The sequence below is a fragment of the Gordonia sp. NPDC003376 genome, from assembly GCF_053589235.1.
This window is the reverse complement of sequence record NZ_JBSFRM010000047.1, coordinates 1-25,256: the sequence shown is the minus strand read 5'-3', so window position 1 is coordinate 25,256 and position 25,256 is coordinate 1. Positions and strand designations below refer to the sequence as shown.

Here is a 25,256-nt window from a genome sequence, read left to right as displayed (position 1 = left end):
TTCCGGCGTGGGTGGCAGAGGTTTCGACGGCCGGGCGGCCTCGCTTCGCGAGGACGACCTGCTCAACCATCGATAGGGCTGGGTTGTTCAATCATCAATGGGTGGAATGCTTTTGGTGGTTGAGCCGGTGAGGAGCGGAGCGACGAGGCGTGTCGAAACCTCTGTCGGCCGGGCTCGTCGACGCAACCACCTCGGACGTGGTTGTCGGATCGGCGACCGAGCCGTCAGCGTAGTGTGGCCAGCCGATCGAGGACGTGCTCGGGGGATGCGTCGGCGGGGATCGTTGCCAAGAGGATGTCCGCACCCAGGATCTCGGGATCGGGATCGCCCGACGACGTCCAGAACGTGTCGGGGACGGTGGTGATCACGACGTCGTCGGTGACCTCGACGGTATCGGCGTGACGCAAGGCCACCGACCAGCCGACGTGCTTGGCGACGTTGGTCACGGAACCATACTCCGACAGTACTTCTCGCGTATCGGCCGGAGACCCCACGGCGTCGAGCAGGACCAGGGACACCGGCGCCGCACCGAGGCGTCCGAGCCATTCGGCGATGTACATCGAGGCGCTGTCGGCTGCATCCTCGTCCACCTCGTCGAGCGCGGTACCCGCCACGTCGTGTGCCCACGACAGCCAGCTCGCCGGGGACGGCACGTGCAGGACGACGGGTCGCCGCGACGACGTACCGATGGTGGTGAGGGCCGTGACGAGGCCGGTGACGAGGTCGTCGTCGGCGAGCAGAGTTCGCAGGGCGTAGCCGGTACGGGAGCGTTTGCCCATCTCGGCGATCAGCTCAGGGGTGTGGTCGAGCTGAGCCTGCTGCCAGCGCCGGACGTCCAGCCACACCGCATCGGGGTCGAGCAGGGAACGGGTCTGTCCGAAATGGCCGACGAGCGCGGCGAGATCGGTCCACGGGATGGGGGCGCCCTGGCGGATGACGGCGGTGGCGTAGGCGGTGTCGTCGATGAGCAGCGGACGCGACCGTCCGCTGGGCGGTGCCGAGGTGAGGCCGGCAAGACTCATGGGGAACTCCTGGGATGTCAGGGAATCGGGGAGGGAAGGCCGGGCGCCTCCACCGCGGGGGTGAGGTGGACGCACCCGGCCGGTCAGGGGCGAGATCAGCGCAGGCGCCGGACCTTCTCGCCGTGCTTGGCCTCGAGCTCGGCCACCCGGCGCTCGAGCGCGCCGATCTTCACCTCGCGGCGATCCGGGATGTTGATCAGCGGCAACTCGGCGAGCGGAGCGGTCACCCGGCTGGGGCCGTCGATGGTGAACACGGTCGCGGTGAGGTCGTCGGTGTCCGAACCCCAGGAACCGTAGTAGTGCAGGTCCTTCGGCGGTTCGGGCTGGACGAACTCGGCGCAGAACTCGGCGAACGGCTTACCCCGCTGGAGCCGTGCCTTGCGCGCGGCGGTGCGAGCGGCGTCGGTGCCCTCGACATCGAGCCGGAAGGTGGTCGGGTCGTAGTGGACGGCGAAGATGTCCTCGGCGACCTTCTGGCTGATCCGGCCCAGCTCCGCGTCCGCGACAACCGATTCCGGGGAGCGCTCCAGCGGATCGCCGTAGCCGCCGCCGGCGCCCTGACTGATCATGTACAGCTCGCCGTCCTTGGCGAGGTCGAACTGCAGACCCATGTGGTAGGTCGAGTACCGGCCGTCCGGGAACGGCTGTTCGTTCATCACCTTCTCGATCGACAGGTCGAAGGTCTTGTTGTCCCGGCGGAAGTGCTCGTAGACGTTGGTGCCCTTGACCATCGCCAACGGGTAGGTGCCGCAACCATATCCGCCGTACATGCCGTAGATGGAGGAGAACTTGGCGCCCGAGGTCACCGTCATGAAACCCCACTGCGGGGTGCCCTCGGCGGACACGATCATCTCGTAACCCATACCGCCGGTGAACTTGCCGAAGCCCATGTTGTCCCGCACCAGGCGCTTGGCGACCAGCTGCATGAACGGCACCTCCTCTTCCATCACCTCCTGCTCGGCGGTGTCGGCCATCGCGCAGAACAGCGGGGAGACCGCGTCCTCGCCGTCCCGGAACGGCTTTGCGCCACCGGGCATCCCGTTGAGGTCGGCGCACAGGTTGCCCACCATGTCGCCGTGCTGGGTGATGCCGCCCCACAGGAATGTGTTGATCTGGTTGAACCAGTTGGCCACCACATTCGAGTACTTGTGCGGCGTGGAGAACGACATCCGGCTGTAGAGCGCCTGCATCGCCGAGAACCCGCGGAACGACGCCTGCAGCGACTGGCCCATCGGTGCGTCGTAGGAGGCGTCCGCCCAGGTCCCCTCGTCGGAGATGATCTCGATGCAGCTCATCGCGGCGGTGCAGCGCGGCAGGTCCGGCCACCAGAACGCCAGGATCGCCTGCATCATCATCGACTTCACCGAGCACAGCGGCGAGTTGATGGCGCGGTTGAGGATCTCCGGACCGGTGCCCCGCAGGTCCACCGTCATGTGATCGCCCTTGATGGTGATCTTGCAGGCGAACTTGATCAGGATGTTCTCCTTGAGGGTGGAGTCCATGAACTGATCGAAACGGTAGGTGCCGTCGGGCAACTCGGCGATGCGTCGACGCACCTCGGCGTCGACGTCCTCCACCGTGGTGCGCAGCGCCCCGACAAAGGTGTCCACGCCGACCTCGTCGATCACCTTGTTCACGCGTTCCATGATCTTGTTGACCGCGGTGATCTTGACCTTCAGATCGGCCAGCTGCAGTTTGGGGTCACGCACCGAATGCTGCAGGAAGGTCAGCAGATCACGACGCAGGTGGCCACGCTCGACGATCTTGAACGGACTCATCCGCAGGCCGTCGTCGAAGGCGGTCTCCGACCCGGACGGCATACCGCCCGGCTCGCAGGCGCCGTTCTCGCCCTCGTGGATGGTGGCGGCCACCCATGCGATGATCTCGCCGTCACGGATGATCGGCATGATCATCGACTGGTCGGTGTTGTGGACGTTGCCGTATCGGGCGTCGTTGTGGATGAAGCCGTCACCCTCGTGGATGCCGACCGTGGGCTCGTCCTTCCAGTACTTCATGACGTACCGGATCGGGTGGTGCAGGATCGCGCTGAACGCGATCACGCCGTGGCAGGAGAGGTAGGAGACGTCGCCGGAGGCCGTGTAGATCGCGGTGGTGAGATCGCCCCACTTGGCGCCCGGTGCGGCACCCTGCGCCTCACACATCTCGTAGCCCTCGTCGAGCGCGCCGGCGATGCGCTTGCGGATGCGCTCCACCTGCATCCGGTCGACACCGGCGGCGATGGCCAGTTCTTCGTGGTCGGAGCGTTCGGAGATGCTGTGGCTGCGCATGATCTCGCGATCGGGGCCCAGGAACAGCGTGGTCTCGTCCATGAACTTGTCGACCCACTCCTGCTCCTCCGCGGTCAGTGCGGGGGCGGTGGGCCGGTCGTTGAGTGCAGTCATCGTGTGTCCTCAGAGATTTGGTCGATGTGCGTGAAGGGTCAGTCCTGCAGGAACCAGACGGCACCCTGCGGGGTGGGTTCGAGTCGCCACGACGGTTCCACGAGGAACGTGGTGTTCTCGGTGGTGACGATCGCCGGCCCGTGGATGACCGACTCGGCGGTCAGCGCGTCCTGGTCGTAGACCGGGGTGTCGATGGCCTTGGCGTGGCCGATGAAGTGCACCTTGCGATGTCCGGCCGGTGCCGGCTCGCGGCGGTCGCCGCCGGCGGTGAGCTCGTCGAAGTTCACCACGTCGCCCTCGACGTAGGAGGCCACGCGCACCGTGTTGCAGCGGATCCCGGCCTCCGGTGCCGCCGACGCCGCACCGAACCGGTGGCTGTACACATCACCGAAGATCTTGATGATCTCCAGCACGTCACCCACACCGTCCATCCGGTTGATGTCGGGCAGGGTGACCGCCTGGGTGAGCAGCTGATTGCCGTAGCGCATGTCGAGCTCGAGGCGATGCCGCACGTCGTCGGCGGAGAAGCCCTGGCGGATCAGGTCCTCGCGCCCCTTGGCCTCGAGTTCGGCGACCACCGTGTTGAACTCGGCGTAGTCGGCGTAGAGCGAGCGGGTGGTGGCGTTGTACATGGTCACGTGCACCCCGCGCTCGTGGAAGTGCAGCTGGCGCATGTTCCCTGCGCCGCACGCGGAGAACACCGACGAGAACGGTGGGGCGAGAACCCGTTTGATCCCGGCATGGCGGGCGATGCCGCAGGCGTGCAGCGGCCCGTTGCCGCCGTAGGCGAGCATGGTGAAGTCCTCCGGCAGGTAGCCGCGCACGCGCAGCTCCTTGCCGATGCCGATCGCCATCTGCTCGTCGACGCCGTCCTTGATCACCCGCGCCACCTCGACGACGTCGATGTCGAGGTGATCGCACAGGTTCTCCTCGAGGGCGAACCGCGCACGCTTCGGGTTGAGCTTGATGAAGCCGTTGGCGTAGTTGTCCGGATCGAGGTAGCCGAGGATCAGATCGGCATCGGTCACCGTGGGTTTGAGACCACCGCGGTCATAGCAGGCCGGGCCGGGGTTGGAGCCGGCCGACTGCGGACCGATCTTGACCGAGTTGTGGATTCGGTCGTAGCTCGCGATGGAACCGCCACCGGCACCGAGGGTGTCGAGGTGCACCATCGGCACGCTGACCAGCCAGCGGTCGATGGTGGGCAGGAAGTCGTAGTGCTTGACGCCGCCCTCGGGGACCAGACCGATGTCGAAGGAGGTCCCGCCCATGTCCGTGGAGATGACGTGTCCGATGCCGGTCTCGTTGGAGAGATGTTCGGCCGCACCGACACCCGCGATCGGACCGGAGTGGATGGTCTGCAGCGCATCGGTGGAGTTCATCTGCGCCATACCGCCGGAGTTGTGGATCACCAGCATCGGCTTGTCATAGCCGAAGTCGCGCAGGTTGTTCGACAGCTGCGAGAGCGCGTGGAACATGATCTCGTGCAGATACCCGTCGATGATCGTCGAGGTGGCCCGCACGTACTCGCCCTTGCGGCCGGACACCTGGTGACCGAGGAGCACCGGGATGGCACCCAGCTCATGCGGCGGGAACTCGTCGAGGATGATCTCCTGGATCGCCAGCTCGTGCTCGGGGTTCTCGGTGGCATTGGTCAGCGAGACGACGATCGCCTCGGCGCCGGCGTCGACGAGTTCGCGCACCACCGACCGGACGTCGTCGGGATCGAGTGCGGCGACGACCTTTCCGGCGGAGTTGATGCGCTCCTTGACCGACCGGATCATGGCGCGGGGCACCAGAGGTTCCGGTCGCTCGGCAGCAGGCAGGTTCTGCTGCATCGAATAGTCGAGACCCTCACCGTATCCGCGGCCACGCGAGAGCGGAATGGTGTCCTCGAATCCGTGCGTGACGATCGCGGCGACCTGCGGGCCGTTGCGCTCGATCAGGGCGTTGGTGCCCAGGGTGGTGGCGTAGCGCACCGAGTCGACCTCGCTGAGCACCGTCGAGCGGTCCAGACCCGCACGCTTGCAGGCCAGGTCGAGGGCGTCGTTGAAGCCGATCGCCAGATTGTGATGTGTGGTCAGGGATTTGGCATCGACGTAGATGTCGTCCCAGACGAAGAAGCAGTCGGTGAAGGTTCCGCCGATGTCAACGGAGATGCGTTTCATGGGTTCTCCCGAGAGATGATCGTGTGGTGGGGGCGGGTCAACGGATCTGGCCGGCGGCCTTGAGTGCCGCGGTGTAGGCCTGGGCGTCCTCGCCGGGGCCGTAGTTGAAGACCTCCTCGGCGTCGAGACCACGCTCGGCCCACTGCCGCCGCAGCGCGGCGACGTCGACCTGGATGTCGTTGGCCGGCGGATGGCCCGGCGGGAGGTACTCCACCTCGATCTGGGTGGCGCATCCGGGGCAGTAGTACTCCACGATGCGGCAGTAGGTGGGATCGGGGCTGAAGGTGTACTCGTAGCGCTCCGGGTCGATGATCGGCTGGTGGATCTCGCGGGGATCCCGGTCGTACACCAGCGTTCCCGGCTTGTAGTTGTCGTGGGCCGAGCCCATGTCCTGGGTGCAGACGCGGCACACCCAGCGTTCGGTGTCGAGGTCGATCAGGAGGTATTCGGTCATCGGGACTCGCATCGGAGTCCCTCCTTTCGTACGGGAGTGGGGGACAGTCGGTTCGGGGTGGGTCAGCCGACGTCGGTGAGCAGCAGGTCGCCGGCCGAGGTGACCCGGAAATGCCAGCCGGGTAGGACGCGGGCGGTGAAGAACGGGCCCTCGATGATGGCCGGCCCGGAACCGCTGTGTCCGGGGGAGAGCTCCTCGAGCACGTGCACCGGCACCTCGTCGACGGTATCGGCGGCCGACCGGACCCGACGGGTCCCGCTCGCCGGGGCCGGTGTCTCGGTGACAGATTCCTGTGTCCCGAGCTCGGGATGCGGAAGCGGCGCGACGGTGGTGAGTTCCAGGGTGAGCGTGTGACCGGGGTAGTCGACGTCGTCTCCCGGGGCATACGGCACCCGTGAGCGGGATCCGCTGTCGGTGCTCTCGAGGACCAGCTGCCACCGGGTCTCGCAGGCGCGCAGCGAGTAGCCCTCCTGGAACATGTCCCGCTCGGCGCGGGCGAGCAGATCGTTGTGGGTCGCCAGCGCCGCGTCGGCGGTGGTCTCGTCGATCACCACCTCATAGGTCTTGCCGACATCGGAGAACGCGATCCCGAAGGCGGAGAAGACCGCGGCGGTGCGCGGGATCAGTACCTGGCGCACACCGGCCCGGCGCGCGGCACCGGCGGCACTCATCGGGCCGGCACCACCGAAGGCGAGCAGGGTGGTGTCGGATTCGACCCACGACGAGAACGACTGTGCCAGTGCGGTGAAGAACGCCTGCTCCATCCGGATCAGGGCCTCGTCCAGGCCGATCCCGAGCGGCTCGGCGATGGTCTCGGTGATCACCGCGCGCGACCGCTCGGCGTCGAGGGTGAAGGTCCCGTCCAGGTAGGTGTCGGCGTCGAGCACCCCGAGCAGCAGGTTGACGTCGGTGATGGTGGCCTGTTTGCCGCCGAAACCGAAGCACGCGGGTCCGGGCGCGGCACCGACCGACTGGGGGCCGACGGTGATGGTGCCGTCGGTCACCGCGATCACCGACGACCCGCCGACACCGGTCGAGCGCACGTCGCTCATCTCATAGGAGATGTCGACACCCTCGATGGCGCCGCGGTCGAGGACGGCGACCTCACTGTCGCGGACCATACCGACGTCGGTGGTGGTGCCGCCGATGTCCATCATCAGCGCGTGCGGCAGGCCGTACACGCGGGCCAACGCCGCGGTGCCCTCGAGTCCGCCGCGCGGTCCTGACGAGTACGTCTTGAGCGCCACCGACTTGGCCACGCGGGAGGAGGCGCCGTCGTTGCGGTACACCAGCAGCGGGTTGGCCACCTTGTATTCCTTGAGCCGACGCTCGGCACCGTAGAGGAATCGCTCCATGGTCGGGTGAAGGAAGGAGTTGATCACGCAGGACCAGGCGCGGCGGGCGTCGTCGCGGTCGCCGGCCAGCTCCCAGCTGTAGATCAGCGGCACCGACCCGAGCAGATGCCGCGGGAAGCGTCGCAGCAGCACATTGCGCAGCGTGCGCTCCACCTCGGTGTCGTCACCGACCACCACGACGCGGGCGGCGCCCTGCGTGGTCAGCCGGTTGACCAGTTGCACGATGTCGAAGTCGAGGGAGTCGGCGTGGGCGTCGACGGTCAGCACACGGTCGCCGATCAGACCGTCGAACAGCTTGGTCTGGGCGTCGTTGCGCTGCATCTGTCCGGCGAGACCGTCGACGGTGGTGATCACGCCGATCATCGGTCCACGTCGCTCGACCAGCGCATTGGTGCCCTGCGTGGTGGAGTAGCGGATGTGCTGCGCCTGATGCAGCAGACGAGTGGTGTCGGCGCTTCCGTACAGCTTCTCCGAGGCCTTCTCGATGCCCGTGAACAGGCATTCCGACAGGTCATGCGGGGTGGTGAGGGTCTTGGTGAAGCTGATCGAGGAGCCGTCCCACACGCAGATGTCGGTGAGCGTGCCCCCGTTGTCGATGTTGATGAGTGTGTCCATACCGGTCCGTTCGTCGCCAGTGGATGGGGAGGGGTCGAGTGGCGTGCGCCACATCGATCTCTCACTCTGGTGTGGTCTCAGTCACTCGAGGTGTGTCAAGATCGGACACATTCGCGCTGGACTATGACTTGGGCCTCATCCACGATGGGTCGAGGACCGAAACGAGTGCCCGGCCCGGGTGAGGAGCGACGATGCCCAACAGTGCGAACCGGTTGTTGAGGGTGGCGGCGGCCCGCGCGGACTTCCTGGATTCCGGGGTCCAGGGCGCGGCCGGTGTCCCCGACACCGTGGTCGCCTCGTGGGAACGCAGCCACAAGGCCGGCGTGGACGTGATGGCACCGCGCAGCGAGTACACCGACGACATCGACACCGGATCGCTGCTGCACCGCTGTGCGCAACCGGTACTCGACCAGCTGATCAGCGACATCGTCGAGATGCCCCTGGTGGTGGCGCTGACCGACAGCCGGGCGCGCATCGTGCGACGCATCGACGTCTCACCGGCCGTCGGCAGGCTGCTCGACCGCGTCGAACTGGCGCCCGGGTTCCGTTACGCGGAGAACACGGTGGGCACCAACGGCATCGGCACCGTCCTGGAGGCCGGCCGGCCGATCAGCGTCATCGGGCCCGAGCATTTCACCGAACAACTCCAACCGTTCGCCTGCACCGGTTCACCGATCATCGACCCGGTCACCGGTCGGGTGGAGGGCATCCTCGACATCTCGACGCTCACCACGACGTGGAGTCCGGCGATGCACGCCGTGGTCAAGAGCGCTGCCAAGGACATCGGCAACAACCTGCTGATGGATCGGAGCCAGGCGCAGCAGGCGATCTTCACGACCTACCTGCGGGCGTCGGCGCGCTCGGGCCGGCATGCGGTGTTCGCCTTCGGTGACGCGGTGTTCATGGCGAACGCGAACGCGCAGAACGGATTCGATGCCGACGAGCAACGCTCCATCCGTGAGCACGCCACCTTTTTGATGAGTCGCAACGGTCACACCAGCGACACGATGGCGCTGCCGGGCGGACGATTGGTGCACATCCGCGGTACCCGCATCGAGATCGGCAGTGCCGTGGTCGGCATGGTGGTGACCGCCGAGGTGATCTCGCGCGGACAACCACGCCCGGTCGCCGCACAGGGGTTCGGGGTGCAACGGCTCCCGAGCGCCGGGGTGGCCACGGCGGCGACGACGGCATTGGCCGGTGACCTGGGCCGGAAGCACACTTCCGTGGTCGCCGGCCGGGCACCGGCATGGCAGCGCGCCTGCGACGACCTGCGCAGTGCGCTCGAGCACCGGCGGCCCGTCGTGGTGATGGGCGAGACCGGGACCGGGAAGTTCACGCTCGCCGGCGAACTGTTCCATTCCCTGTATTCCGGCGCCCGCAGCGTCGTCATCGATGCCACCCAGTTCGACGGTGATGACCGGGCAGCCGATGTGCCGCCGCTGGTGGACGAGGTCGAGGAGCCGACCCTGGTGATCGTGCGGAACATCGATCAGTGTTCCACCGGCGGTGTCGAACGCCTCGACGCACTGTTCACCCGGATCGGTGCGGTCGACGGCCCGGTGTGGGTCCTCGCGACGTTGTCGGACTCGGCGCTCGACTCGCATCTTCCGTTCCGGCAGTTGCTCTCCCACTTCGACGGGTCGATCGCGGTACCACCACTGCGGTGCCGGACCGATGATCTCCACGCCATCGTGTCCGCGTTGTCGGCGGAGCTCGCCGGCGGACGCAGCGTCCGGTTCAGTCCGGAGGCGTGGCGGATCATCACGCACTACTCGTGGCCGCGCAACATCTCTCAGCTTCGGGAAGCGCTGAACCACGCGCTGCACCGGCGTCCGGCGGGTGAGATCCAGGCGACCGACCTGCCCGCCTACTGCCACACGGTGTCGTCCCGCACGCTGACCCCGCTGGAGAACGCCGAGCGCGACATGATCGTCGCGGCACTGCAGAACAACGGGGGCAACCGGGTCGCGGCGGCCACCGAGGTGGGCATGTCGCGGTCGACGCTGTACCGCAAGCTCAAGAGCTACGGGATCACCGCCTGAGTCCAGGGACCGGACGCACCCGTCGACGGCGGGTGCCTGCGGTGATCGACCGGCGAGATCGACCGGTGGTCGGAGTCGAATCCTGCGTTCTGCCGGGCGGTCGGGTACTCGTCGCCTTAGCATCGCGGGAGGTGTGGGCTGCGGGCTCGGACCTGGAATGGAGTCACCCATGCTTCGTCGCCCATCGACGCCGCAGTCGCTGATCATCGCGCTGGTCCTGGGACTCGCCCTCGCCGGATGCTCGGCTTCCACCGCCCCCGACGATGTCGCCACCGAGATCGGCAAGGTGGTCTCCGCCGAGCCGTTCACCGAGGGGGCCTGGAGCATCCAGGCGGTGGACGTCGACTCCGGTGATACCGTCTATGAACTCAACCCGACGGCACCGCTGGTCCCCGGGTCGATCCAGAAGACCTTCACCACCGGTACCGCACTCGAGGTGCTCGGCGCCGATTCCCGGATCACCACACCGGTCCACGGCGTGGGAGCGGTGGCCGACGGTACCCTCGCCGGGGATCTCGTCCTCGTCGGACGTGGCGACTACAGCTTCGGACTGCGGGACCGCGCCGGCAAGGAGCTCGAATTCACGGGCTTCGATCACAACGAGGCCAACACCGGTCTGCTCCCGGTCGAACTGCCACACGGTGATCCGCTCGCCGCTCTGCGGGCCCTGGCGCGGCAGGTGGCCGGTCAGGTCACCACGGTCACCGGGGACGTGATCGTCGACAACCGCTACTTCGAACCCGTCCTGGACTGGCCGGACGGCCGGATCGACAGCATCTGGGTGAACGAGAACGTCCTGGATGTGGTGCTCACCCCGGGTGCGGTGGGAGAGCCGCCGGCGCTGCGGCTGATCCCGGGTCTACGGTTCGTCTCCGTCGACAACCAGGCGCGCACCGTCGAGGGGGACGACGTCGACATCGACGTGACGCAGACCGGCCCCGGTGCGTTCCGGGTCACCGGATCCATCGGGTCGGGCGCCGGGGTGAGCGTCCGTAACACCGAGATCGACGATCCGGTGGACTTCGCCCGGCGCGCCTTCATCGAGGTACTCACCGATGCCCGGGTGCGGGTGGCGGGTTCGGCCCCGACCAACCCCGACGCGCGGCTTCCAGGTCGGGAGACCTATCCGCAGTCCCCGCTCGCGGCGTGGGAGTCGGCCACCACGCGGGAGCGGGTCACCGTGGTCCAGAAGGTCAGCTACAACCGCGGCGCCGATCTGTTCGCCTGCCTGATCGCCGTGGCGCGCAACGGTACCGACTGCGTCGCGGGTGTCCGGGCGGTGGTGGACAACATCACCCAGGTCGGCTCGCCCACGGGATCGGTGTTCATCTTCGATCCGGCCGGGAGCATCGACTACAACCGCACCAGCGCACGCGGACAGGTGGAGTTCCTCCGCGGAATCCACGGCACGCCCACGGGAGACCTGATGCGAGATGCGTTTCCGGTGGCCGGGGTCGACGGCTCCCTCGCCTCCCTCGGCAAGGGCACTTCTGCGCAGGGAAAGATCCGGGCGAAGACCGGATCGCGCATCGTCGGCTATCCGACGATGGGCACGCTCTTCTATGCGGCGCAATCATATTCGGGATACATGACCACCGAATCGGGGCGCGACCTCGCCTTCACCATCATCTTCAACGCCACCACCGTCGACGACGTGGATCACGCACTGGCCGTGATGGGGAAGGTCGGTGAGGTCGCGCTGGTATTGCAGCGGACGGCATGAGGGACGCACCGGGAACACCACCATGACCTCGGTCGGGGGAAGGATCTGATGCAGACATCCGCGTCGTTGCGGTTCGCGCTGTTGCTCACCTGCGCGAGCGGATTCCTCGACAGCTACACCTTTCTGGTCCGCGGTGGGGTGTTCGCGAACGCGCAGACCGGCAACGTCATCTTCTTCGGGATAGACCTCGCCGGGCGGCACTGGCATCAGGCGCTGGGACATCTGTGGCCGATCATCGCCTTCGTCTTGGGCGTGGGTGTCGCGGTGCACGTCAAGACGGGGCGACTCGACGGGATCCTGCCCCATCCGATCCGTGCGACGATGGGCGTGCTCGCGCTGATTCTGCTCGGCGTGGGTTTTGTCCCCGCCACGGCGCCGGAGTGGATCGCGACCATCCCGATCTCGTTTCTCGCCGCGATACAGATCGAGCTGTTTCGAAGTATCGGCGACCTCAACTATGTCTCGGTGGCGACGACGGGCAATCTCATGCGCCTGGTGGAGGCGGGATACACCACGATCATCGAACGAGATCCATTGTCCCGAAATGCATTCCGTGTGTATTCCGGTGTGGTGGGCATCTTTGCCGTCGGTGCGGTGATCGGTGCGTTCGCCTCACACGCGCTGGGGGTACGGGCGGCCTGGATACCCGCGGCGTCTCTCGCGGTCACGCTCGTCCTGTTCGTCGTGGACGAGCGCCGCACCGAACCCGGGTCCTGATCACGACGGTCACCCTCGACCCGGATACGGCGATCATCGTGCCGGACGGTGCCGCGGCGCGGATGATGGACGGGTAATGCCGAGACGAGGGGACACTCTGGATGACAACGACGCGCACAGTGGTGATCACGGGGGCCAGCGACGGCATCGGTGCCGTGGCGGCTCGAGAACTCGCCGGCGAGGGGACCGATCTCATCGTCGTCGGGCGCTCGGCGGAGAAGACCGAGGCGATCGCCGCGGAGACCGGTGCCACCGCGTTCACCGCCGACTACGCGAGACTCGATGACGTGCGCACACTCGCCGAACAGATCGGTGAGCGTGTGCAGCACATCGACGTGTTGATGAACAACGCGGGTGGCACCTTCGACCCTGGTCGGAAGACCGCCGACGGCCATGAGCCGAACTTCCAGATCAATCATCTGGGCGGCTTCCTGCTCACCAATCTGCTCCGCCCGCGCCTCGCGGCGGCGCCAGGTGCGCTGGTGCTCAACACCGCGAGCATCGGCAACCTCGTGGGCAGCGTCGACCTCGACGACCTGGACTTCGCCCGCCGCCGACAGTGGGAGTTACGGTGCTACGGAACGGGCAAGCTGGAGAACATCCTGTTCACGAGAGGTATCGCCGAACGTTGGTCTGATGACGGGATCATCTCGGCCGCAGTACATCCCGGACCCGCCGCGACCAGATTCGGTCGCGATTCGGTTCTCGTCGGTCTACTGTACCGGTCACCGCTCAAACGGGTCGGCACCATCACCCCCGAACAGGGCGCAGCACCGCTGATCGCGTTGGCCAACCGCGGTGCCGACCCGGAGATCAACGGCGTGTACTTCAGCCGATTCACCGCCAACGGCCGGGAGAACCGGCAGGCGAGCAAGCCCGAACTCATCGACGGTCTGTGGCGAGCGTCGGAGGAACTGGTCGGGATCGGGTAAGTGGGTCGATCAGCAGTCGATCACCGAGGTCACACGTTGTACAACGTCTGCCAGATGATGTCGGTGAGCGCGTCTACGTGGCGGCCGACCATGCGCGGCTTGGCAACTCGGATCTGCTGATACAGGCCACGCTCGATCATCCAAACCAACCATCCGGCAGTGGGTTCCGGATCCACCTCGGCTCGGATGGTGCCGGAGTCCTGTCCGTGCCGGATGTGTTTGGCGACCTCGGCGAGGCCGGCGGCGAAGAGTTGGTGGAACTCCTCGCGGACGACGGGGTCGGTGGTGGAGGCCTCGGCGAGTGCGGCGAGGAGCTTCTCGCGCCGTCGGTAGGTGCTGATCACCGCCTCGAGCGCATCCCGTAGTTGTTCCCGTGTGGGTGCGTCGTCGAGTCCCATCCACAGGCGGGCCGCACCGATGATGTCGGTGACGACGTCCTCACCCAACGCGCGGAGCAGATGTCCGAGATCGTCGAAATGCGAGTAGAACGTCGAGCGGGCGATACCCGCTCGTGAGATGACCTGTTCGACACTGAGTTCGGAAAAGGCGACACCGTCGTTGAGGAGTCCCTCCGCGGCATCGGTGGCGCGTCGCACGGTGGCTGCGCGCTGACGCTCGCGCCCGGGGGTCCGTGCTGCGCCCTTGGTCTGTCCGGCCATCCAATCGTTCCTCAACCACGTCGCTGTTCATTGATGTGCCTACACCCTACGTTGTCCACGCGCTCGTGATAATCGAACAGCGCGTACGATGAATTGAGTCGAACATCACGTTTTGTCTCTATTGTGGTGGCGGAGGAACCCATGGACACAGCCGACGGCCCCACGACCATCACCGTGACCGGCGCCGGAGCCGTCCGGGTGATCGCGCTGGATCGCCCCGACCGTCACCACGCCGGCCGGGAAACAGACGGACGAGAGGCGGTCGAACTCGGCGTCGTCCTACGCGCCGTCGCGCCCGCGGATCTGGTGTGGGTCGAAACCTCTGTCGGCCGAGCTCGTCAACGTGACCACCTCGGAGGTGGTTGCCGTCCAACGTTGGCTGCGGAGATGTCGACTCGGGTCCTCGCGATGCTCGGTCGCGGCTGTTGGTGGTTGAGCCGACGAGGAGCGCAGCGACGAGTCGTGTCGAAACCTCTGTCGGCCGAGCTCGTCAACGTGACCACCTCGGAGGTGGTTGCCGTCCAACGTTGGCTGCGGTGATGTCGACTCGGGTCCTCGCGATGCTCGGTCCCGGCTCAATCATCAAGAGGGGTGCCGTGTCAATCAGTAACGCCGAGTTGGTGGTTGAGCCGGTGAGGAGCGTAGCGACGAGTCGTGTCGAAACCTCTGGCGGCCGAGCTCGCCAACGCGACCACGTCGGAGGTGGTTGCCGTCCAACGTTGGCTGCGGAGATGTCGACTCGGGTCCTCGCGATGCTCGGTCCCGGCTCAATCATCAAGAGGGGTGCCGTGTCAATCAGTAACGCCGAGTTGGTGGTTGAGCCGGTGAGGAGCGTAGCGACGAGTCGTGTCGAAACCTCTGGCGGCCGAGCTTGCCAACGTGACCACGTCGGAGGTGGTTGCCGTCCAACGTTGGCTGCGGTGATGTCGACTCGGGTCCTCGCGATGCTCGGTCCCGGCTCAATCATCGTTCGGGGGGGGGTCCTCGCTTCGCTCGGTCCCGGCTCAATCGGCTACGCCGAGTTGATGGTTGATTCACCTCTGAGGTGGTTACGCATCCGATGCAGGCTGCGGTGATTTCGACTCGGGTCCTCGCGATGCTCGGTCCCGGCTCAATCATCAAGAGGGGTGCCGTGTCAATCAGTAACGCCGAGTTGGTGGTTGAGCCGACGAGGAGCGTAGCGACGAGTCGTGTCGAAACCTCTGGCGGCCGAGCTCGCCAACGCGACCACGTCGGAGGTGGTTGCCGTCCAACGTTGGCTGCGGAGATGTCGACTCGGGTCCTCGCGATGCTCGGTCCCGGCTCAATCATCGTTCGGGGGGGGGTCCTCGCTTCGCTCGGTCCCGGCTCAATCGGATACGCCGAGTTGATGGTTGATTCACCTCTGAGGTGGTTACGCATCCGATGCAGGCTGCGGTGATTTCGACTCGGGTCCTCGCGATGCTCGGTCCCGGCTCAATCATCGTTCGGGGGGTCCTCGCGATGCTCGGTCCCGGCTCAATCATCGTTCGGGGGGTCCTCGCTTCGCTCGGTCCCGGCTCGATCAGCAAGAGGAGTCCTGGCTCGATCATCAACTGATCGACGGTGTTTGAGGCGCCTCTGAGGTGGTTGGTCGTTCTGCTCAGCGGGCGGTGCGTTCGGTGGCGCGGCTGCTGCCCGACTTCAGTCGATCGAGTCCGGTGGCGATCTGCCGGGCGAACAGGCCGCGCTGGACGAGATCGTGGGTGACCCGCAACTCGTAAGCCGTCGCGCCGATGTGATCCATGTTCTGCGCGCGCAAGGCCACCTCCTTCAGCACCGTGGTCAGCTCGGAGCCGTTCTCCGCGATCTGCTTGGCCAGCCGCAACGCCGACTCCCGGAGGGTGCCGGGTTCGACCAGCTCGTCGACGAGGCCACATCGCTGCGCCTCCTCGGCCGAGATCGGATCGCCGGTGAACAACATGCGTCGGGCGCGTTGGGTGTTCGTCTTGCTCAGAATCCCGTGGTAAAAGCCGTTCATCGCATACTTCACCTGGGTGGATCCGAAGGATGCGGTCCGGGAGGCGATCGTGATGTCACACATGTTGGCCACGTCCATCCCGTATCCGGGGGCGACGCCGGCCACGGCCGCGACGGTCGGCTTACGGTAGTCGTAGATCGCGACCATGAGTTGCAGGGCGAGGTCGGTGAACCTGGTCCGGTCCGCACCGTCGGTGCCCTGCAGGACGTCGAGTGCCCATCCGGCGCAGAAGTAGTCCTCGTTGCCGATGATCAGGACCGCGGCGACCTCGTCGTCGTATGCCCACTCGTCGAGCGCGGCGATGATCTCGTGATGCAGCTCCCAGCCGAGTGCATTGCGCTTCTCCGGGTGATTCAGCTGCATGATTCCCACGCCGTCCTCGATGGAGGTGAGCAGGAATTCGTACTTCGACATGTGCATTTCCTTGCTGTTCAGTGAATCTGATCTCGGATGTGAGTCCGGCCCGACGACGGGGCCCGTAGGCAAAGCGTACATCGTGTCTTGGTTTCCCTTCACAACTAGTCGAACAGAATGTACAGTTTGTTGCATACGACACACCATCCCCGGAGGGTATAGATGACCAACACCGCCACGCGTGCCGAGCGGTATGCGCAGCTCGGACTGTGGGCAGACGAACGCATCGGCGATCTCATCGGGCATCAGGCCGCACGGTTTCCTGACCGGGAGCTGTTCTCCTTCAACGAGCATCGACTGACCTACGGTCAGTTCGCCCGATGGGTCGATGTCGCGGCGTCGGTGATGGTGGAAAGTGGCGTGAAGCGCGGTGATCGTGTCCTCGTTCAGCTGCCCAACTGTCTCGAAGCCCTGGTCCTGCAGGTCGCGGCGTTCCGGATCGGCGCGGTCAACGTCCCCGTGGTCCCGATCTACCGGGAACACGAGAGCGCGCAGATCCTGGCCGACGCGCGGCCGACGGTTGTGGCCGTCGCCCACGCCATGGGGAACCGCGAGCCGTCGCGCGAGATCGACGCCGCGCTCGAGGCGATCGGGCATACACCGAAGGTCAAGTTCTCGGTCGGCGGGGCGCGCGTCGGTTGGACGGAGGTACCGCCGATGTCGGCAACGGATGTGGTGGCGTTGCCCGAACCACTCGCACCCCACGAGCCTGCACTGATCCTCTACACCTCGGGGACCACGTCGGCTCCCAAAGGGGCGCTGCTGAGTTCACGTGCGCTGATCGCCCATGTCCGGAACTTCGCCGATGCGATGGATCTCGACGAGACCACGGTACTGGCGGCTGCGACGCCGTTGTCGCACCTCGGTGGTTTCGTGGCCGGACTCATCCTGCCTGCCTATCTCGGCGCACGCTCGGTGATCATGCCCGGCTGGCATGCCGACGATGCCGTCGAGCTCATCGAGCGTGAAGGTGTCACCACCATGATGGGTGCCACGATCTTCTTGCAGGAACTCATCGACCGGTACCGGCGGGGTGCCGGTGCCGGGCATCGGCTCGATCAGTATCTCTGTGCGGGCAGCACCATTCCGGCAACACTCATCCGTGAGGCGCAGGAAGTGGGAGTCAGTGCCACACGGAACTACGGTATGACCGAGACCGCGGGAATCTGCACCGCCGCAGATGGTTCCGATCCTCTCGAACGACGAGCCGAGTGGGATGGCCGGCTCCTGCCGGGCATGGAGATCGAGGCTGTCGACGCCGACCGTCAGGTGCTGCCGGCAGGTGCGATCGGCGAGCTCCGGATTCGTGGACCGCAGTTGTTCGACGGCTACACCGATCCGGTCGTGACCGCAGCGCAGATCGATGCCGACGGTTGGTTCTATCCCGGAGATGTCGGGCGGGTCCGCGACGGCTGGGTGCAGATGACGGGGCGATCCAAGGACATCGTCAACCGGGGAGGTGAGAAGTTCTCCACGCAGGACATCGAATCGGCGCTCATGTCGCACCCCGACATCAGTCGGGCCGCGGTGACCGCCGTCGCCGATCCGCGGTTCGGAGAGGCCGTCGGCGCGTGGATCACGCTCGTGGACGACGTGGTCTGGAACGGTGCGCAGCCCTACCTCGAACACCTGGACCGCCTGAAGCTGGCCCGAGCCAAGTTCCCCGTGGAATGGCATGTCGTGGAGAATATTCCGACCACCGCATCGGGCAAGATCCAGAAGTTCCGGCTGGCGGAGTCGGCAGACATCGCCACCGAGACCGATGCGCATGTCAACGGACCGGGAAGCCGGGTGTGACCGCGACATACCGTGTCGATGCCGCTGCGCGAGGGCGATTCGACGAGGACATCGCGGTGATGACCGATATCGCCGGCATACGCACTGTGGGCCCCACCTGTGCGCCCGACGAACTGTTCGGCGTACGGCTGCTCGGACAGGTCCCCGGCGGCGTCGCCGCAGATTGCCTCACCCCGCCCGGGGAGGCGAACCCCGGATGGCTCATGCCGATGGTCGATCTGCTCCTCGCACGGGCCACGGTGACCAACGGTGCCGGCTGTGTGACATCCCGTATCGACCTCGATGTCGATCCGGGTGCGCTCGCCGGCTCCGATCTGGTCCGGGGTGTGGGACGGTCGGCGCTCGCCCACGGCGTCTTGGGCACAAGTACCTGTGAGATTCGCAGTACAACAGGAGTTCTCGTGGGCACGGGAATGGGCACCTTTGTCCTGGACTCCGGTGGGGTCCCGGATCCGTACGCGAGTACCGGGAACGGAGAGGTGTCGCACGTGCCCTCGCTGACCGGGCTGCTCGGCATCGAGCTCGACACCGACTCCGGGACCGGAACCCTCGAAGTCGTTCCGCAACATATGAATCCGTCCGGTGTGGTCCACGGCGGCGTCCAGGCCGCCATCCTGTGTGCGGCCGTCGAAGCGCTCATCGTGGCCCGTATCGGTACCGGTCGGGCCCTGACCCACGTCGCGGTGGAATACCTCCGGGCACTCCCGGCCGATGCCGGCCCGCTGACAATCTCGGTCCGGCCTCGCCGGATCGGACGCACGCTGGCGTTCATCGACGCCGAGCTCGGCGTCGGACCGGCGGAGCCCGGAACCCGTCTGAGCGCCGTTCTCCACACCACCTCACCCGAACCACGCTGACCACCTGCACGATCCGAGAGGACCGCCATGTATCCGGGAACCACCGCACGCACGAACCCCGACAAGGCTGCGATCATCGTCGCCGAAACCGGTCGCATCCTGACCTACCGGCAACTCGAGGACGACTCCGCCGCACTCGCCCGCGTGCTGCACGATGCCGGACTGCGCCGCGGTGACACGGTGGCGGTGCTGTCGACGAACTCCGTCGAGGTGATGGAGGTCTACTGGGCGACCCGCCGCGCCGGGATGTACATCACCGCGGTCAACCGGCATCTGACACCGGCCGACATCGCCTACATCGTCAACGACAGTGGCGCCTCCGCGCTGATCGTGGCAGGGGATCTCGCCGATCTCGCAGCGGAGGTCATCGGTCTCACCGAGCGTGTCGGACTCCGGTTGGCATTCGGGGGTGCCGTCACAGGATTCGACTCGTACGAGGACGCAGTGGCGACCGCAGCGGCCCCGTTGACCGATCAGCCGTGCGGCGCGATGATGCTGTATTCCTCCGGCACCACCGGGTTTCCGAAGGGGATCAAACCGCCATTGCCGGATCGTCAGGTGGACGAACCCGGTGAACCCTTCTATGCCCTCCTCGATGCCTTCTTCGGCCTGGGCGAGGACGACGTGTACTTGTCGGTGGCCCCGATCTACCACGCGGCCCCGCTGGGGTGGTGCGCCGGAATCCTCGCGCGGGGCGGGACCGTCGTGCTCGCCCGACGATTCGATCCCGAGCAGACTCTCGCCCAGATCGAGACGTATCGGGTCACGGCCATCCAGATGGTTCCGACCATGTTCATCCGGCTTCTGAAGCTGCCCACCGAGGTCCGGCAACGCCACGACCTGTCGTCGTTGCGGGTCATGGTCCACGCCGCGGCACCGTGCCCGATCGACGTCAAACACGCCATGATCGACTGGTTGGGGCCGATCCTGTTCGAGTACTACAGTGCGACCGAGGCCAACGGCTTCACGTACATCACCTCGCCGCAGTGGCTCGAGCGGCCGGGCTCAGTGGGCAAGAGCGTCATGGGAATCGCCCACATCTGCGACGACGCCGGCCACGACCTCCCCGTCGGTGAGATCGGGACGATCTACTTCGAACGTGACGAGTTGCCCTTCACCTACCACGGCGACCCGACGAAAACAGCTGCCGCACAGCATCCCGACCATCCGACGTGGACTGCAGTGGGTGACGTCGGATACCTCGACGACGACGGCTATCTGTATCTCACCGACCGGAAGGCGTTCATGATCATCTCCGGCGGGGTGAACATCTACCCGCAGGAGATCGAGGATGTACTGGCATTGCACCCCAAGGTGTTCGATGTCGCCGTGATCGGCGTTCCCGACCCCGAGATGGGGGAACAGGTCAAGGCGGTGGTCCAGCTCGAGGACGGGGTGGTCGTCGACGGGGCCACCGGCGTCGAACTGGTCGCCTACGTCCGGGAGCGCATCGCCCATTACAAGGTGCCGAAGACCGTCGACTTCGTCGACGAACTACCGCGCACACCCACCGGAAAGCTGCAGAAGAACAAGCTCAAGGAGCTTTACGAGACACCAGGACCGGCGATGCCCCGGACGTAGACGCCGAGTGGATGAAGCGCACCGGGAAAGAGGAGGGAACGCACATGACGACTCGAGACCTCGGCGTGACCGTTGATGTCCGACCGCGGCGACTCGATGGGGTCGCCGCGGTCGTCACCGGCTCGACCCGCGGACTGGGCCGGGCATTCGCCGAGGCGTTGGCCGCCGACGGGGCGGCGGTGGTCGTGTGCGGCACGAGCCGCGAGTCCACCGAGCGGGCGGTCGCGGAGATGCGGGCGAGCGGCGCCACCGTCGTCGGGCTGGCCGGCAGTGTCGCCGAGGACGAGTTCTGCCGCGACCTGATCACGCTGTGTACCGACGAGTTCGGCTCGATCGACGTCCTGGTCAACAACGCCGGGATCACGCGGGACCGGTCGTTTTCCAGGATGACCGTCGCGGAATTCGACGAGGTGGTCGCGGTGCATCTGCGCGGAACGTTCTCGTGCAGTTCGGCCGCGGCAGGCGTCATGCGTTCCGGTGGCGGCGGCAGGATCGTCAACGTCACCTCGGGCGCGGGCCTGTTCGGGATGTTCGGCCAGGCCAACTATGCCGCGGCCAAGGCGGGCATCGTCGGTCTCACCCGGGTGATGGACCTCGAACTCCACCGGCACGGTATCGCCGTCAACTGCCTTGCACCGGTGGCGGCGACGGACATGACCGGGGTCTTCACCACCGGGAACGACGTCCACCACGAACTCGGCTTCCCGCCACCCGAGTCGGTCGCACCCATCGTCGGCTACCTGGCGGGACCGGAATCGGCGCACGTCCACGGACAGTGCCTGTCGTTCGACGGCTCCGAGCTGTCGGTGTGGTCGCATCCTCGGGCGGTGGCAACCTTCGATCACGAATCAGGGTGGAGCGCCGCGGACTTCGCGGACGTGATCACCGAGGACGTGTGTGATCGGCCTCATCCGGACCGGTGGGGACGCGGGGTGGGGACTGGTGGTGGCGCGGATTCGCCACCACAAGCCGGGCCGCGATCGCGTGGGTGATCACCGCGCGGATCGTCGGGTCGTCGACGTCGGCGGCATCCCCGCGGATCTGTAGGGCCAGGTCGGCATCGTCCCGATAACCTTTACGCTGCAACAGCTCCCGATGCTGTGCCCGGAGGGTGTCGCCGAACTCCGCCTCGCGCGAACAGATCCCGAGGATGTGTCCGGCGACCTTGGTGCGATAGGCGACGGTCGGGTCGTCGGATGCGGTGGTGCGGAGGAAGTCCCTGACCCCCGAGATCAGGTCCGCCGATGTCGGGATGTCGAACAGGTCGGTGGCCGGTTCGGTGGGGTCGTCGAGGTTCAGCGCGTATGGCTGCCATCCGAGAAGCTCGAGCAGATCGTGCTCGCACTCGGCGATCCGACGCCCGATGGCGAGGAGTTCCATGGTGTTGTCGGTGCCGGGCTCGTCGCCGCGATCGGCTTGCATCTGGCAGATGACGGCCCAGCGGACGGTTGCGAACAGCTCCCACCAGTCGACGGTGGCGGGGTCGGGGACGATACCGCTCTCGTCGGTGTAGCCGCGGAAGAGCTCGTCCCGGGAGCCGAACCCGCCGACCGGCTCGCGGGAGCCGAACCGCCAGGTGCGGCAACACAACCACCCCAGGTCTTCCATCGGATCGCCGAGGTGGACCAGCTCCCAGTCGAGGACGGCCTCGATGCCGTCGGGTGAGATCAGCAGGTTGCCGTTGCGGAAGTCGCCGTGCACCACGGTGATCCGTTCGGTCGACGGCCGGGTGGCCGCCAGCCGGCGGAATGCCGCGTCGAGGATCGGCCGTGGCGTCATGGTGGTGACATACCGGCCGTAGATCTCCTCCAGCGGATCGTCGAACGGCAGGCCCACGCCGGCACCGGCATCGGTGAACGCCGACGGTTCCATCAGGTGAATCCGCGCGAGTTCGCGGCCCATCAGATAGGGCAGTCGGGGGCGGATCGCGGCGTATGCGTCGTCGCGCAGCAGCCGTTGCGGCAGTGCCTCGCCCTCGACCCGCGCCATGATCAGGTAGGAGCCGGCGAGCGGACCGGTGGTCTCGCGGTTCTCGGTGAGGACCTCGGGTACCGTCACCCCGGACCGTCGTGCCTCGGTGAGTGCTGCTGCCTCCCTGGCCATCTCATCGGGTTCGGCCCCGGCCGGATCGTGGCGCAGGATCAGGGCGCGCACGTCGCCGTCGGCGGTGGTGACCTCGAATGCCCAGGTGGCGCGACTCGCCCCGGCGGTCACCCGTTGCAGTCCGGTGAGGGTGCACGGACGGCCGAGTGCGGTGCCGACCCGTGCGGACAGGACGTCGGCGAGGGTGGGATCTGGTGGGGTGTGCGTCATCAGCGGTCTCCGGTGCGGTCAGCGGGCAGCCGACGGATCGTGATGGCCGACGGTGTCGAGGGCGATCCGCTGGTGGGATTCGATGATCTCCTCCGCACCCATCGGGCCATCCGGGCGGTACCAGGTGGCGACGGCCGTGCATGCCGTCACGATGAACCGCGAGGCCGCGATGGGATCGGCGGTGTGGAAGGCGCCGCGGTCCACACCGTCGACGATCACGCGATCGAACATGCGGCGCTGGGTATCTCGCTTGCTGACGATCAGCTCGCGGGCGGAAGGGTCGAGACTCCGCAGTTCGGAGTTGCCCAGGAGGCTCTCACGCAGACCGGAGACGTGCACCCGGACGTGCGCGCCGACGATGGCGCGCAGACGATCGGCGGGGTCGGTGCCGGCGTGGAAGAGTGCGTCCTCGGTGCAGGCGATCAGCCCGTCCATCCCGCGGTTCATGATCAGCATCAGCAGATCGTGCTTGGAACCGAAGTGGGTGTAGATCGATCCCGATGCGACGCCTGCGACGGTGGCGATGTCGCGAACCGAGGTGCCGTGATAGCCCTTGGCGGCCATGGTGGCCACGGCGGCGTCGAGAATCGCCGTGGCGATCGGGTCGTCGGAGTGGTGGATCACCGAACTCGGTGCCTGGGGGTTCCCGGGCTGGGCCGGCCGTCGGGACGCGGATCTGGTCGACGACGTCATCGCGAAACCTCCTCTGATCGATTGTTCATCTCTTCGGCGATATTCCCACGCTAGCACCGTGGATATGCTCTGTGTTCGTAGAATTCGTATGTTCTCCGTCGGATTCCGCGCTAGCGTGGTCTGAACGATCGTTCATGGAGGAGATTTCGGATGGACAGTGGTATTCCGGCGGCAACACGACAGGTGCTCGATGATCTCGACGCGTTCATCGAGCGCGAGATCGTGCCGCTGCAGGCGCAGGACGACAACGAGCGGTTCTTCGATCATCGCCGCGAGTGGGCCCGCACCGACTTCGACGCGGGTGGCACACCCAGGGCGGACTGGCATGAGTTGCTGATGGAGATGCGAGACCGGGCCGACCGTGCAGGCTTCCTACGGCGTGATCTGCCCGCCGAACTCGGGGGACATGACGCCACCAGCCACGAGATGTCGGTGATCCGTGAACATCTCGCGCACCGCGGGCTGGGTTTGCACAACGACCTGCAGGACGAGTCGTCGGTGGTCGGCAACTTCCCGAGCCTGCACCTGGTCTGGAGGTTCGGGACCGACGAGCAGAAGCAGGAGTTCACCGAGAATCAGATCACGGGGGAGCGCGGGCTGGCCTTCGGTCTCACCGAACCCGACCACGGGTCCGACGCCACGTGGATGGAGACCACCGCGACCCGCGACGGCGACGACTGGATCCTCAACGGCGAGAAGCGGTGGAACACCGGGATGCACATCGCCTCACACGATCTCATCTTCGCCCGCACCTCGGGGGAGCCTGGGCATGCGCGCGGGATCACCGCGTTCATCGTGCCCGCCACCGCACCGGGCTTCTCCGTCGACGGGTTCCGGTGGACGTTGAACATGCCCACCGACCACGCCGATGTGAGCCTTCGTGATGTGCGCGTGCCGAATTCGGTGATCCTCGGAGAGGAGGGACGCGGTCTGGAGGTGGCACAGACCTTCGTGCACGAGAACCGGGTGCGGCAGGCCGCGTCGAGCCTCGGTGCAGCGCAGTACTGTATCGACCGATCCGCAGAGTACGCGCGTGAACGCGTCACCTTCGGGCAGCCGCTGGCCACCCGGCAGGCCATCCAGTGGCCGCTGGTGGAACTGCACACCGAGGCGACCATGCTGCGGATGCTGATCCGTGACACCGCGGCCCGACTCGATCACGCCGAACACATGGCCGTGTCGGACCGGGTGTCGATGTCGAACTATCGCGCCAACCGGCTGGTCTGCGAGGCCGCCGATCGCGCCATGCAGATCCATGGCGGGATGGGCTACAGCCGGCATCTGCCGTTCGAGCACATGTATCGCCACCATCGCCGGTACCGGATCACCGAGGGAGCCGAGGAGATCCAGATCCGCAAGGTCGCCGGTCATCTCTTCGGGTTCATGGGATCGGGGTCAAGGGTCTGACCCTGCTGGCGGCGAGCATGTCCTCGCGTTCGACGACCTTGACGCGTTCGCGGCCCTGGGCGGCGCCGAGGGAGCGTTCGTGTTCGTCGAGGCGGTACCAGCC

The 25,256-nt window shown here is 66.4% G+C and carries 18 protein-coding genes; 9 read left to right on the top strand and 9 right to left on the bottom strand.

What is annotated here, in order from left to right:
* Positions 1–224: 224 nt before the first annotated feature.
* The 5 genes from ACWDUA_RS25225 to ACWDUA_RS25205 all read right to left on the bottom strand — a co-directional run bounded on the left by ACWDUA_RS25225 (position 225) and on the right by ACWDUA_RS25205 (position 8,016).
* Positions 225–1,022 carry a hypothetical protein gene (locus tag ACWDUA_RS25225; protein WP_449753771.1) on the bottom strand — a complete coding sequence of 266 codons (798 nt, stop codon included), beginning with the start codon at positions 1,020–1,022 and terminating at the stop codon, positions 225–227.
* A gap of 95 nt (positions 1,023–1,117) precedes the next feature.
* Positions 1,118–3,424, bottom strand: coding sequence for a hydantoinase B/oxoprolinase family protein (locus ACWDUA_RS25220; protein ID WP_449753770.1), 2,307 nt, complete (start codon positions 3,422–3,424; stop codon positions 1,118–1,120).
* Positions 3,425–3,462: 38 nt separating this feature from the next.
* On the bottom strand, positions 3,463–5,592 hold the full coding sequence (locus tag ACWDUA_RS25215; protein WP_449753769.1) for a hydantoinase/oxoprolinase family protein: 2,130 nt from the start codon (positions 5,590–5,592) through the stop codon (positions 3,463–3,465).
* 37 nt (positions 5,593–5,629) lie between these two features.
* The gene (locus ACWDUA_RS25210) at positions 5,630–6,058 is read right to left on the bottom strand and encodes an acetone carboxylase subunit gamma (protein ID WP_449753768.1); all 429 of its coding nucleotides are present in this window, start codon (positions 6,056–6,058) and stop codon (positions 5,630–5,632) included.
* A gap of 50 nt (positions 6,059–6,108) precedes the next feature.
* On the bottom strand, positions 6,109–8,016 hold the full coding sequence (locus ACWDUA_RS25205) for a hydantoinase/oxoprolinase family protein (protein ID WP_449753767.1): 1,908 nt from the start codon (positions 8,014–8,016) through the stop codon (positions 6,109–6,111).
* 191 nt (positions 8,017–8,207) lie between these two features.
* On the opposite strand from ACWDUA_RS25205, the gene ACWDUA_RS25200 reads away from it, so the two are divergent.
* From ACWDUA_RS25200 to ACWDUA_RS25185, 4 genes are all read left to right on the top strand, one after another.
* The gene (locus ACWDUA_RS25200; RefSeq protein WP_449753766.1) at positions 8,208–10,061 is read left to right on the top strand and encodes a sigma-54-dependent Fis family transcriptional regulator; all 1,854 of its coding nucleotides are present in this window, start codon (positions 8,208–8,210) and stop codon (positions 10,059–10,061) included.
* Between the two features lie 169 nt (positions 10,062–10,230).
* Positions 10,231–11,784, top strand: a complete 1,554-nt coding sequence (locus ACWDUA_RS25195) for a D-alanyl-D-alanine carboxypeptidase/D-alanyl-D-alanine-endopeptidase (protein WP_449753765.1) — start codon at positions 10,231–10,233, stop codon at positions 11,782–11,784.
* 48 nt (positions 11,785–11,832) lie between these two features.
* Complete coding sequence (locus ACWDUA_RS25190; RefSeq protein ID WP_449753764.1) at positions 11,833–12,501, top strand: YoaK family protein; 669 nt, start codon at positions 11,833–11,835, stop codon at positions 12,499–12,501.
* 101 nt (positions 12,502–12,602) lie between these two features.
* Positions 12,603–13,433: an SDR family NAD(P)-dependent oxidoreductase gene (locus tag ACWDUA_RS25185; protein ID WP_449753763.1), complete on the top strand. Its 831-nt coding sequence runs from the start codon at positions 12,603–12,605 to the stop codon at positions 13,431–13,433.
* 29 nt (positions 13,434–13,462) lie between these two features.
* On the opposite strand, the gene ACWDUA_RS25180 is transcribed toward ACWDUA_RS25185, so the two are convergent.
* Together ACWDUA_RS25180 and ACWDUA_RS25175 are read right to left on the bottom strand one after the other, a co-directional pair.
* Entirely contained in the window at positions 13,463–14,092 is a 630-nt protein-coding gene (locus ACWDUA_RS25180) for a TetR/AcrR family transcriptional regulator (protein ID WP_449753762.1), read from the bottom strand.
* Between the two features lie 1,621 nt (positions 14,093–15,713).
* Positions 15,714–16,505, bottom strand: a complete 792-nt coding sequence (locus tag ACWDUA_RS25175) for an enoyl-CoA hydratase/isomerase family protein (protein WP_449753761.1) — start codon at positions 16,503–16,505, stop codon at positions 15,714–15,716.
* A 162-nt stretch (positions 16,506–16,667) separates the two neighbouring features.
* Here ACWDUA_RS25175 and ACWDUA_RS25170 point away from each other — a divergent pair, with 162 nt between their 5' ends.
* Genes ACWDUA_RS25170 through ACWDUA_RS25155 form a run of 4 tightly spaced genes read left to right on the top strand, consistent with a single transcriptional unit; the run spans position 16,668 to position 21,732 of the window.
* Positions 16,668–18,302 (top strand): class I adenylate-forming enzyme family protein, encoded by a 1,635-nt coding sequence (locus ACWDUA_RS25170; RefSeq protein WP_449753760.1) that lies wholly within the window; start codon positions 16,668–16,670, stop codon positions 18,300–18,302.
* On the top strand, positions 18,299–19,159 hold the full coding sequence (locus tag ACWDUA_RS25165) for a PaaI family thioesterase (protein ID WP_449753759.1): 861 nt from the start codon (positions 18,299–18,301) through the stop codon (positions 19,157–19,159). Before ACWDUA_RS25170 ends, ACWDUA_RS25165 begins: the two co-directional genes overlap by 4 nt.
* A 27-nt stretch (positions 19,160–19,186) precedes the next feature.
* Positions 19,187–20,740: an AMP-binding protein gene (locus ACWDUA_RS25160; RefSeq protein WP_449753758.1), complete on the top strand. Its 1,554-nt coding sequence runs from the start codon at positions 19,187–19,189 to the stop codon at positions 20,738–20,740.
* 44 nt (positions 20,741–20,784) lie between these two features.
* Positions 20,785–21,732, top strand: a complete 948-nt coding sequence (locus ACWDUA_RS25155) for an SDR family NAD(P)-dependent oxidoreductase (protein WP_449753757.1) — start codon at positions 20,785–20,787, stop codon at positions 21,730–21,732.
* Here the strand turns inward: ACWDUA_RS25155 and ACWDUA_RS25150 are convergent.
* Positions 21,623–23,053 (bottom strand): phosphotransferase family protein, encoded by a 1,431-nt coding sequence (locus ACWDUA_RS25150; RefSeq protein WP_449753756.1) that lies wholly within the window; start codon positions 23,051–23,053, stop codon positions 21,623–21,625. The two genes, ACWDUA_RS25155 and ACWDUA_RS25150, sit on opposite strands and share 110 nt — an antisense overlap.
* A gap of 18 nt (positions 23,054–23,071) precedes the next feature.
* On the bottom strand, positions 23,072–23,746 hold the full coding sequence (locus ACWDUA_RS25145; protein ID WP_449753755.1) for a TetR/AcrR family transcriptional regulator: 675 nt from the start codon (positions 23,744–23,746) through the stop codon (positions 23,072–23,074).
* Between the two features lie 150 nt (positions 23,747–23,896).
* On the opposite strand from ACWDUA_RS25145, the gene ACWDUA_RS25140 reads away from it, so the two are divergent.
* The gene (locus ACWDUA_RS25140; RefSeq protein ID WP_449753754.1) at positions 23,897–25,153 is read left to right on the top strand and encodes an acyl-CoA dehydrogenase family protein; all 1,257 of its coding nucleotides are present in this window, start codon (positions 23,897–23,899) and stop codon (positions 25,151–25,153) included.
* Positions 25,154–25,256: the final 103 nt, after the last annotated feature.

What these genes read in the sequence shown, in the direction of transcription:
- ACWDUA_RS25200 (WP_449753766.1), top strand. Translation starts at nt 8,208, where the DNA reads ATGCCCAACAGTGCGAACCGGTTGTTGAGGGTGGCGGCGGCCCGCGCG.
- ACWDUA_RS25170 (WP_449753760.1), top strand. Translation starts at nt 16,668, where the DNA reads ATGACCAACACCGCCACGCGTGCCGAGCGGTATGCGCAGCTCGGACTG.
- ACWDUA_RS25140 (WP_449753754.1), top strand. Translation starts at nt 23,897, where the DNA reads ATGGACAGTGGTATTCCGGCGGCAACACGACAGGTGCTCGATGATCTC.
- ACWDUA_RS25205 (WP_449753767.1), bottom strand. Translation starts at nt 8,016, where the DNA reads ATGGACACACTCATCAACATCGACAACGGGGGCACGCTCACCGACATC.
- ACWDUA_RS25185 (WP_449753763.1), top strand. Translation starts at nt 12,603, where the DNA reads ATGACAACGACGCGCACAGTGGTGATCACGGGGGCCAGCGACGGCATC.
- ACWDUA_RS25210 (WP_449753768.1), bottom strand. Translation starts at nt 6,058, where the DNA reads ATGCGAGTCCCGATGACCGAATACCTCCTGATCGACCTCGACACCGAA.
- ACWDUA_RS25215 (WP_449753769.1), bottom strand. Translation starts at nt 5,592, where the DNA reads ATGAAACGCATCTCCGTTGACATCGGCGGAACCTTCACCGACTGCTTC.
- ACWDUA_RS25160 (WP_449753758.1), top strand. Translation starts at nt 19,187, where the DNA reads ATGTATCCGGGAACCACCGCACGCACGAACCCCGACAAGGCTGCGATC.
- ACWDUA_RS25195 (WP_449753765.1), top strand. Translation starts at nt 10,231, where the DNA reads ATGCTTCGTCGCCCATCGACGCCGCAGTCGCTGATCATCGCGCTGGTC.
- ACWDUA_RS25175 (WP_449753761.1), bottom strand. Translation starts at nt 16,505, where the DNA reads ATGTCGAAGTACGAATTCCTGCTCACCTCCATCGAGGACGGCGTGGGA.
- ACWDUA_RS25155 (WP_449753757.1), top strand. Translation starts at nt 20,785, where the DNA reads ATGACGACTCGAGACCTCGGCGTGACCGTTGATGTCCGACCGCGGCGA.
- ACWDUA_RS25145 (WP_449753755.1), bottom strand. Translation starts at nt 23,746, where the DNA reads ATGACGTCGTCGACCAGATCCGCGTCCCGACGGCCGGCCCAGCCCGGG.
- ACWDUA_RS25150 (WP_449753756.1), bottom strand. Translation starts at nt 23,053, where the DNA reads ATGACGCACACCCCACCAGATCCCACCCTCGCCGACGTCCTGTCCGCA.
- ACWDUA_RS25180 (WP_449753762.1), bottom strand. Translation starts at nt 14,092, where the DNA reads ATGGCCGGACAGACCAAGGGCGCAGCACGGACCCCCGGGCGCGAGCGT.
- ACWDUA_RS25190 (WP_449753764.1), top strand. Translation starts at nt 11,833, where the DNA reads ATGCAGACATCCGCGTCGTTGCGGTTCGCGCTGTTGCTCACCTGCGCG.
- ACWDUA_RS25220 (WP_449753770.1), bottom strand. Translation starts at nt 3,424, where the DNA reads ATGACTGCACTCAACGACCGGCCCACCGCCCCCGCACTGACCGCGGAG.
- ACWDUA_RS25225 (WP_449753771.1), bottom strand. Translation starts at nt 1,022, where the DNA reads ATGAGTCTTGCCGGCCTCACCTCGGCACCGCCCAGCGGACGGTCGCGT.